Origin of the sequence: Xanthobacter pollutisoli, assembly GCF_040044995.1 — a bacterium.
In the GTDB taxonomy this organism is placed as follows: domain Bacteria; phylum Pseudomonadota; class Alphaproteobacteria; order Rhizobiales; family Xanthobacteraceae; genus Xanthobacter.
In genome coordinates this window covers 1-8,389 of the sequence record NZ_JBDZDP010000047.1, presented here as the reverse complement: position 1 = coordinate 8,389, position 8,389 = coordinate 1, and the positions used below count along the sequence as shown (strand labels likewise).

The 8,389-nt window shown below is 60.1% G+C and carries 11 protein-coding genes; 8 read left to right on the top strand and 3 right to left on the bottom strand.

The window, feature by feature from the left end; translation table 11 throughout:
• The coding region (locus ABLE93_RS26410) for an MBL fold metallo-hydrolase (RefSeq protein ID WP_348842649.1) at positions 1-1,101 on the bottom strand (1,101 nt) is incomplete at its 3' end.
• Positions 1,102-1,612: 511 nt separating this feature from the next.
• Here ABLE93_RS26410 and ABLE93_RS26405 point away from each other — a divergent pair.
• The 3 genes from ABLE93_RS26405 to ABLE93_RS26395 all read left to right on the top strand — a co-directional run bounded on the left by ABLE93_RS26405 (position 1,613) and on the right by ABLE93_RS26395 (position 2,732).
• Positions 1,613-1,804, top strand: coding sequence for a DNA-binding protein (locus tag ABLE93_RS26405; RefSeq protein WP_229646290.1), 192 nt, complete (start codon positions 1,613-1,615; stop codon positions 1,802-1,804).
• A 52-nt stretch (positions 1,805-1,856) separates the two neighbouring features.
• On the top strand, positions 1,857-2,171 hold the full coding sequence (locus tag ABLE93_RS26400; RefSeq protein WP_348842648.1) for a hypothetical protein: 315 nt from the start codon (positions 1,857-1,859) through the stop codon (positions 2,169-2,171).
• A gap of 288 nt (positions 2,172-2,459) precedes the next feature.
• A complete protein-coding gene (locus ABLE93_RS26395; RefSeq protein WP_348842647.1) occupies positions 2,460-2,732 on the top strand; it encodes a hypothetical protein in 273 nt (90 codons plus the stop codon).
• Between the two features lie 105 nt (positions 2,733-2,837).
• On the opposite strand, the gene ABLE93_RS26390 is transcribed toward ABLE93_RS26395, so the two are convergent.
• Entirely contained in the window at positions 2,838-3,686 is an 849-nt protein-coding gene (locus ABLE93_RS26390; RefSeq protein WP_348842646.1) for a hypothetical protein, read from the bottom strand.
• Between the two features lie 156 nt (positions 3,687-3,842).
• On the opposite strand from ABLE93_RS26390, the gene ABLE93_RS26385 reads away from it, so the two are divergent.
• The 5 genes from ABLE93_RS26385 (at position 3,843) to ABLE93_RS26365 (ending at position 7,205) form a co-directional block, all read left to right on the top strand.
• Positions 3,843-4,847, top strand: coding sequence for a PGN_0703 family putative restriction endonuclease (locus ABLE93_RS26385; protein ID WP_348842645.1), 1,005 nt, complete (start codon positions 3,843-3,845; stop codon positions 4,845-4,847).
• A 69-nt stretch (positions 4,848-4,916) separates the two neighbouring features.
• Positions 4,917-5,674 (top strand): IS5 family transposase gene (locus tag ABLE93_RS26380; protein WP_348842644.1). Its coding sequence is split into 2 segments (ribosomal slippage): positions 4,917-5,250 and positions 5,250-5,674, totalling 759 coding nucleotides; the frame shifts between segments, so codons are not numbered across the junction.
• 112 nt (positions 5,675-5,786) lie between these two features.
• The gene (locus ABLE93_RS26375) at positions 5,787-6,011 is read left to right on the top strand and encodes an AbrB/MazE/SpoVT family DNA-binding domain-containing protein (protein ID WP_229646284.1); all 225 of its coding nucleotides are present in this window, start codon (positions 5,787-5,789) and stop codon (positions 6,009-6,011) included.
• A 32-nt stretch (positions 6,012-6,043) separates the two neighbouring features.
• Positions 6,044-6,445 carry a type II toxin-antitoxin system death-on-curing family toxin gene (locus tag ABLE93_RS26370; protein WP_348842643.1) on the top strand — a complete coding sequence of 134 codons (402 nt, stop codon included), beginning with the start codon at positions 6,044-6,046 and terminating at the stop codon, positions 6,443-6,445.
• A 268-nt stretch (positions 6,446-6,713) separates the two neighbouring features.
• Positions 6,714-7,205, top strand: coding sequence for a hypothetical protein (locus ABLE93_RS26365; RefSeq protein ID WP_348842642.1), 492 nt, complete (start codon positions 6,714-6,716; stop codon positions 7,203-7,205).
• A 254-nt stretch (positions 7,206-7,459) separates the two neighbouring features.
• Here ABLE93_RS26365 and ABLE93_RS26360 read toward each other — a convergent pair whose 3' ends face one another.
• The gene (locus ABLE93_RS26360) at positions 7,460-8,275 is read right to left on the bottom strand and encodes a hypothetical protein (RefSeq protein ID WP_348842641.1); all 816 of its coding nucleotides are present in this window, start codon (positions 8,273-8,275) and stop codon (positions 7,460-7,462) included.
• Between the last annotated feature and the right edge of the window lie 114 nt (positions 8,276-8,389).

Genomic DNA, 8,389 nt, shown 5'->3' with positions numbered 1-8,389 from the left:
GACCTCCGCCACCATTGACCCCACTGCCGCTGCGCCAAACCAACGCTCCGCGGCAGTGGGGTCAATGCCCCAGACAGGGGTCAACATTCGGCGCCGATAGGGGGTCAGGTTTCCGTGCCGATTGACAAGATAGCCGGCCCATTGCGACCAGATCGCATGGGCGCCCGAAAGGCATCCAGCTTTCACCAGATCGTCGAGCAGGCTTGCCCGGAACAGCAGCACGTATCGCTCAGGATGCGCAGCAAGGTCTTCCGGATAAAGGCGACCGCTCTTGTGCCGCTCGATCAGGTCGAAGCGCTCGGCCTTCTTCACCTTGACCCGCTGGTGCCACGGGGTGAACAAGGCCACCTCCGGCCAGGACGTCTGGGGAATGCTGTCCCTGCCCGTCGCGTGCAGCATCTCGGCGGCATAGAGATCGACCACCAGCTTGCGCCCGCAGCGTTTCGCCGCGCGGAAGATGGAGACCACCCGGTCGATGTTCTGGGCCGATGCGGCCACCAACGCCATGCCGGGCGTGCGACGGATAACGTCCGTCAGCGCGGCCTCGATCTCGGTCTCGGTGGGAAAGCGCGCATCTTCATCCAGCCGTCCGAGGCTCGATCCCTCCATCAGCATCACGTCGATGCCCTGGGGCGGCCGGCTCACCAGCCGCTCGAACAGGGCGCCCTTGCGGCCGTGGCTGCGGATGTCACCTGAATAGAAGAGGCGCCGCCCGCCCGCTTCGACGGTCAGCGCATAGGCGTCGAACGCCGAGTGGTCGACCAGATGCGGCGTGACTTCGAATGGGCCGATGCGCAGCGGCTGGCCATCCGCGAGGTGTCCGGCCGCCGAGATGGCCGGCAGGTCGCGAATGAAGAAGGCGGAGGCGTTCAGAATACGTTCGGTGGCCGAGCCCACGAAGATAGGCAACCCTGCATGAGCCCGCCCGACCAATCCCCAATGGTCGCGATGGCCGTGGGAGATCACGACGCCGAGCAGCGACGGGTCCGGCTCTGAGAAGCCGGGTACAGGTGGAAGCACGGCTTCATCATTGGCATCGCCATCCAGAGGCAGGCCGCAGTCGAGCAGCAGGCGTTGCCCCTGGGCTTCCAGCTCGATCACGGAGCCGCCAATCTGCTTCGTCCCCCGATGGATACGCGCCCGCATGCTTCCCCCCATCCACCGGACACGAACCTCGGCAAATCGCCGCCGTCCGCTCCAGGCAGATCGCGGTCGAGCGCTACCACGCCGCTACGTCAAATCCGGATGCAGGAGGCGACGGGCGCCAAGCGGAGCCGTGGACAGCGATCTTGTCGATGTTCGTCCGGCCCTTGCCGAGCGGGCGTGGGATGGCGAATGCGAGCACCCGCACCCAGCCTTGGCGGACGCGCTGTGTTCGCAGCGCCTATCCAGGACCCTACGAGATGATTGTCTGGATGCCGTTATCGGGTGACGGCCAATGCTGCCGCAGCTCCAGCCCGCCCCCGACGGCCTGCTTTAGCCCGAAGGTGAAGCCTCCGCGTAGAGGTCCCGCCCAATTGCTTCGAAGCCCAGCAAAAAAATCGCGATCGCGATGAGTCATCCGCGAAGCCGCCTCTATATCGTCGGAGCCAACATCAAATGGAGGCTGAATATGGCAGAAGAAAATGGGCATGGCGCCTTCTCAATTCTGCAGTTTTGTAAGTGGGCCGGGATCGGCCGGTCACTCGCCTACAAGGAAATCGAATCCGGACAGCTGAAGATCAAGAAGGTCGGCCGCCGCACTCTGGTCACCATGGATGCAGCTCGGGACTGGCTTAGTGGGCTGTCGGATGGGGCGGGCTGATGGAGCGGCGATCGAATATTGGACACAGTTCAAGAGCGGAGATGGATAAATAATGACCAAACCACCAAAAGAATACTATGAGTATGTCGGTTCTCCAACGGACCATCTGACATCGCCCGGATACGAATTTGATCAATACATGAGGGGTTTAAAAATAGAATACACTTTCGTCAATCTCGAATGGGCCAAGATCGGTAACATAACCTATTATTTTCGCGCCGGATTGATTGTGGTCGGTGATGGCGAGCCTGAACCCGAGAGGGGACTCGACGCCTTGCTTGCGCTGCTGGGGCGCAGTCGGTCTGAGGTCAAGTTCCCACTCAATCTTTATATACCGCCGGCGCTCGCGGGCGTTATCAAACCCTGAACGGAAAAACGCGAGGGTCCGCTTGATAGAGCCGCTGCCGACTACGTTCGGTAGCGGCTCTTTTCGTTCGCGCTCGACGAACGGGTCCTGAAAATCAAACGCGACGCAGGTCATTGGTGTTCAGGCTGCACCTCGCGCACAATATCGCGATACCCCCCTTCGATCACCGATCGATCCACCCACCATCCACCCACCAACATCTGCATGACCACCAGCACTCCCTCTAGCCCCCAGCACCAATGCCCCCTGCGCCCAATGCTGAGCAGGAGCGGGCTAAAGGAGAAAACCATGCCCAAGACCACCATCCAAACTGACGCCCCACTCCCCGATGACCCGCCCAAAATGGTGCAGGCCATCGACCGCCTCAACAGCCTCGGGATCATGTTCGAGCGCAAGACCCTGTACCAGCTCAAGATCGACCAGTGGAATTTCTACCCCGGCCGGGGGACCATCGTTCGTGATGGCGGATTACCCGAGCAGGACAGGGGCCTGGAGGCATTGCTTGCGCGGTTGGCCAAGAAATGGGGTTCCAATCGCGTTAACCAAAAATGCCACTCTTAATCCACTGATTTATCAATTGCTTCGCCGGGCTCCGGGCGGAAGATGGGATACGGAGGCTCCGCTTATTGAGTATCTTCATAATCGGAGCCTCCGTAAATGGCCTAATCAACTCGGTTCTAACGTGGGGTACTTTGTCGCCATGCGCTCCGACTGGCCGCGTTTATACTCCGCATCCGTATAGCGCTCTTCAAAGGGCGCACGGTTGAAGGAGAGGGGCGGCTGGTAGCTCGCCTTGCTTCGGGCATCCGGGCCGAGTGACCGTGATGTCAGCACCCTCCGCATTTCGACCCGCCCGGTCTCTCTGCGCCAAACGCCAGCCAATGTATTCAGGTCAGTATTATTTCGCCCGCTAATCTTTTTCTCCTTGGGCATTAGCCTAGGGTCTAGGCCCTTCATGCAGTACTGGAACCAGCGCCACTGGCTATGCACCGAATCGTCGCGATGAAAACGCGCGTTCATGAAACTCTCTGTGCCATCGGAGCCGTCTGATGCATTGTCAATATTATGCCACCATCGGTGAAATTCCTTTCGATACCGATCCGGAACATGTAGTGCTAAATGCGTGTGGTACCCAAGCGTCTTCCCGTTTTCATGCACTGCGTAATAGAATGCAGAAAGGTTTCGGTGTGCCATAAACTTGCGGAATCGATCGAGGAACTTTTCCAGATTTTGGGTAACAGCCTTGGCGCTGACGATATTCGCCACCTTCCACGCTATCGTCAGTTCTACGTTTAGAACGACGCCCTGATAGTTTGCAAAAAGTATAGAACTGTAAAGTTTGATGGCCTGATCGCGGCTAATATACTTGGTTGTCGCTGGGGGCGCCTTCCGCCAAGTGAATTCGGCTGAACGAGCGCCAACGGGAAAGGCCGGCGCAAAATGAGCGCCAAAGCGCGCCGTGACCTGCGGCTGAGTTGCAGAAGGGGGGAGGGGCTGAGAAGTCGGAAGGGACATCCGAGGTTGACTCCAGGCAATTTATCCAAGCGCCTGGGGGATGCCCAAGCTTTAGATATATAGTGTTTTGCTGAAATTTCAAGTTGGCGCAGGTCTGCGTTATATTGTCGCTGATGCGCGTGAAGCTTCGTCACCAATAAGCGTTTTGGTGACGAAATGACTGAAAATAAAGACACTTACGGCAATGTACGTCTCCCCCTTGTCCCACGGGATATTCTCCAGGAGCATCACGTGTTTGAGGTGGGGGATACTCGATTTGCGAGTTGTGCGCGACTTTTGCAATCTTTGTGGCGTGCAGGGCGTGGACTTGCCGCCGGCCAGCATCGAGGGCGGGATGGGCGCCTCCGCGTCCTGGGCAGTCGCCTGGATCCTGCCGATGCGCGTCGTGGTCGTAATTTCCTTACCCCGGACATAGCTCGGCTGGCTCGCCGTGCCGTAGCCTATCGAGAATATGGCGCCCTCATCGATGAGCAGCGCCTGTGGGAAAATCTCCTGTCGAGCCAGCCGCTCACCTTCAACCTGTTCGCACTGTGCCAGGTGGATGAGGAACGCCGCCATCGCCTCTTCGAGCGCCTCTTCCCCGGCTTCTTCGCGAAGGTGGAGAAGCTGGCCTTCGAGCACTCGCCGGGGCGTGGTGACCCGCGCTATCTCGGTGACTACACCGCCTTCGACCTCTTCGTGAGCGGCACCAGCCCAGACGGCCGGCCCGCCTTCATCGCCATTGAGGTCAAGTATTCCGAGGATATGCGACAGCCGGGACGGAGCGGGTCTGCCCGGTATCGGGAACTCACCCATGCCTGCGCCCTTCATCTCGATCCTGAGGCGCCGAGCCTTTTGACCGGTCACCTCGCCCAGCTCACCGCCGAGCATCTTCTGGCCGCTCTGATCCGGGAGCAGTGGGGGCAGGGTGCTCATGGCCTCTTCGTCACGATCGCGCCTGCCGCCAACCGGGAGGCTTGGTATGCCGTGGAGCTTTACCGCTCCATGCTCGACCGTCGGCCTGACGGGGTACCCTTCATGGCGCTGGCCCTGGAGGATGTGATCGCGGCCGTTAGCGAAGCGGGTGACCCCGACCTCTCCGCGCGTCTGCATGCGCGGTACACGGACTTTTCGCCGGTTCATCGTCTCATCGACGACTGGGAGCCCTTCACCGAGGACTAGGGCTGGGACCTATAAAATGGTTGGAAGTGGCGGCTCAGTGTGATTCACGGCTTCCGAAAGGAAGCGCGAATGAATCGGGATCGTTTCTGGCTCACGGATACGCAGTTCGCTCGGATCGCGCCGCATCTGCCGACGGATACGCGTGGTAAGCCCCGCGTTGACGACCGCCGGGTGATCAGCGGCATCGTCCATGTCCTGAAGTCCGGCGGACGGTGGATCGATGCGCCGCCGGACTACGGGCCACGCAAGACGCTCTACAACCGTTATGTCCGCTGGGCTGCCAAAGGCGTCTGGGCCGATCTCTTCCATGCTCTGGCGAGCGCCGGCGGCCCCCCGGCCCAGGTGCTGATCGATAGCTCCGCCGTGAAGGCGCACCGCTCGGCCTCGGGCGGAAAAGGGGGGAGCGCAACCAAGCCATCGGCCGCTCGCGCGGCGGGCGCACGACCAAGATCCACGCGCTGACGGATCGCAACTGCCGGCCCATCGCCTTCCTCCTTACAGGCGGCCAGGTCGCGGATTGCACGGCGGGATCGGTTCTGCTGAAGCAGATGCTCGCCGCCCGCATCCTCCACGGCGACAAGGGCTACGACAGCAACGCCATCCGCAGGCAGATCGAGGAGAACGGCACCATGCCCAACATCCCACCCAAGGCCAACCGGCGTTGGAAAAGCTGCTTCTCGCCCGTGCTCTACCGAGACCGAAACGCCATAGAGCGCATGTTCTGCCGCCTCAAGGACTTTCGGCGCGTCGCCACCCGATACGACCGCAACGCCGTCAACTTCCTCGCTGCCGTCTGCATCGCTGCGACTGTCAGCTACTGGTTATGAGTCTCGACCCTAATTGGGTTAAGGCAGGTCCGCTCTTTTGGGCGCGGAAGCGGACCTGCCTTGACGATCCACGTTCGTTCATACATCTGTACATACGAAAGGAGCCATCGCCATGGTCGCACTCAAGCTTGGAAGGATCGGCAATTCGGTCGGCGCCGTGCTGCCCAAGGAGGTGCTGGCCCGCCTTAAGGTCGAGCAGGGCGATACGCTCTATCTGACCGAGACGCCGGACGGTTATCACCTCACGCCCTACGAACCGGAGTTCGAGGCGCAGATGGAGGAAGCCCGCAAGATCATGAAGAAGCGGCGTAACGTGCTGCGTGAGCTGGCAAAGTGAGCGAGCCGGCCGGCCGACAGGAACCGCGCTGGGTGACAAAGGCCGTGGTGCTCGCCGTTCATGACGCCCAGCTCGCGGAGCATGGTGGTGGCAGAGGCGTGCGCGACGAGGGGTTGTTGGAAACGGCCCTCGATCGCCCGAAGAACCGGTACCTCTACATGCAGCAGGACGAAGGCGGCCAAGAGCAGATGTCCGCCTCTGACGTGGCGGCCCTGGCAGCTGCTTACGCCTACGGCATCGCCAAGAACCATCCCTTCGTGGACGGCAACAAGCGAACCTCCTTCGTGGTGTGTGAGTTGTTCCTCGCCCTCAACGGGTACGATCTGACCATAGACGATGCCGCAGCGGTGACGACATGGTTGGCGCTGGCGGCGAGTGAGTTGACCGAAGACGAACTCGCAAGAAGAATTGAGGCAGCGCTGAAGATAGGGTGACATCCTGTTCAGATAACGCGGCGCCTACCCTGAAGAGGTACCCTGTGTTTTGACGCAGACGATATTTCTATATGAGTTGAGCCGACGCGCTTCTGTCCGGCAGCGCCTCATGCCCGGCCTGGCTCCCTCCGTCTCAAGACCAACAACTGTCCTCTCTCTTCCCTTCTATCCTCGTCCAGCGAATATCATCGTTGGGTTTTCGCTCGACCTTCTGCATAAAGCTACCCAGGCCAGGGTGAGGCGCTCTTCTCATGCGAGAGGTCGCCTCATGTTCCCGCACGTTTCCTCAGCCCACCCGCGTCCGCTGTTTGCCCGGCACCGCCGTCTTATCCATGCCCCGTCCGAAGCAATCATCGGAGCGTGGTGCGATCCGGCTCTCTTTACCTCGCTCGACACGGCCGCGCCTCACATGGGCCTCACGTTCAGCATCGATCCCGCGGCCACGCACCGGGCAAGCATTACGCTCGGCACCCCCCATGGCGATACCCAGGAACGCCTGCCCCTCTGCATCAGCTATCAACCTGCGGGCTCGGGCAGCGAACAATATGTCGCCGGTCCTATCGACGACCCGTGCGCAATACGCCTCAGCCTGACGCTGTCACCGACCCTTCATCTCGTCGCGAGTGCCGATAACGAGTTCACCAATCCAGTGACCCAATGCAGGCTGTCGTTCGGCACGATGGAGAGCCTTGCTTCTCCGCAATGGGCGATGCAGTTGCTGGCGGACGCACTACGGTCATTGGCCGAAGGATTGGTGTAACGAACCCATCGGAAGAGCTGCTTCTCGCCCGTGCTCCATTGAGACCGAATCGCTATAGAGCGCATGTTCTGACGCCTCATAGACTTTCGGTGCGTCGCCACGCTATAAGGATCGCAACGCCGTCAACTACCTCGGTGCCGTCTACGTCGCCCCGACCGTCAGCTAGTGGTTATGAGCCCCGCACTGGCATAAGCAGTCGCTGCACTCCGGCGCCATACCGACGACTATCGTCGCTTAAGACCTGGCGGTTATAATCAACGCCTCGTCCGAAGCCCGATGAGCGCGGGCCATAGTGCTCCGGCCGCCGTCGGTGCATCGACTTTGCGAACAACCACATCAAGGCAGGAGATCACCGCGGAGTTGGCCGTGGGCCAAGCGTTCGCAATATCCTCGAGTCTACTAGAAAATGTTCTCATCTGGTCAATCAGTGGGCCGCCGGACGTGATGGCGAACACAAGGGCAGAATTTAACAAAGCATCAAGTGCCGAGCCGCTCTCGTCTCGGTTCACTCTAATCCGTTCGTTCGGCCACTTCCGCGCATTACCTGAAGCCACCGAAATTAGCGTTGCATCGAAGAGATCATTTCGTCCCAAAACCGCACATATTTTTGCGAACACTTCCATCAAAGCGTGGTGTGCAGGCTCAGTCCTGTCTAGCGGTGCATCATTTAAGCGACGCTTCAGCGCTTCCACAGCCTCCACCAGAACCACATGCTCGACCTGTTCAATGTCTACTAACATCGACATCGCGGGTGCAACAATGGCGGCATCAATCCGCGCGTCGTCTAAAATACGCCGCGCCATTGCCGTGTCCGTTCTGCCGGAGAAGGGGTTCTCGGCAGGCATCCAGCCTGCGTCGACGTAGGCTGGGATAGGATCAACAGCGACCCATAAACCTTTTGGCCCAGGCACCGTCGCTCCGCTCGCCTCTGGATTTGGAATCCAAGCTTCCTCGCGTTGCTTTCCGACAAACTCTTTCAGCGCCTCCGGCACGTCGATGCCGCACATCAACATTCGTGCGATGATGGCTGTCTCAACCTTCGCAGTCGTAGCACTGATGTGTTTCGGCATGGAAGATTGACCCCGTTGTGAGGGGGATCGGCGTGTAATTTTGACCCCCCTCTTGGCTCATGGTCCGTCGTTTTGTTGCGACGGGCGGGCTGGGGATGAAGGGCGTGGATACGA

Excerpts from the sequence above, each read along its gene's own strand:
- ABLE93_RS26395 (WP_348842647.1), top strand. The coding sequence starts at position 2,460 with ATGCCCAAGACCACCATCCAAACTGACGCCCCACTCCCCGATGACCCG.
- ABLE93_RS26400 (WP_348842648.1), top strand. The coding sequence starts at position 1,857 with ATGACCAAACCACCAAAAGAATACTATGAGTATGTCGGTTCTCCAACG.
- ABLE93_RS26385 (WP_348842645.1), top strand. The coding sequence starts at position 3,843 with ATGACTGAAAATAAAGACACTTACGGCAATGTACGTCTCCCCCTTGTC.
- ABLE93_RS26405 (WP_229646290.1), top strand. The coding sequence starts at position 1,613 with ATGGCAGAAGAAAATGGGCATGGCGCCTTCTCAATTCTGCAGTTTTGT.
- ABLE93_RS26375 (WP_229646284.1), top strand. The coding sequence starts at position 5,787 with ATGGTCGCACTCAAGCTTGGAAGGATCGGCAATTCGGTCGGCGCCGTG.
- ABLE93_RS26390 (WP_348842646.1), bottom strand. The coding sequence starts at position 3,686 with ATGTCCCTTCCGACTTCTCAGCCCCTCCCCCCTTCTGCAACTCAGCCG.
- ABLE93_RS26360 (WP_348842641.1), bottom strand. The coding sequence starts at position 8,275 with ATGCCGAAACACATCAGTGCTACGACTGCGAAGGTTGAGACAGCCATC.
- ABLE93_RS26365 (WP_348842642.1), top strand. The coding sequence starts at position 6,714 with ATGTTCCCGCACGTTTCCTCAGCCCACCCGCGTCCGCTGTTTGCCCGG.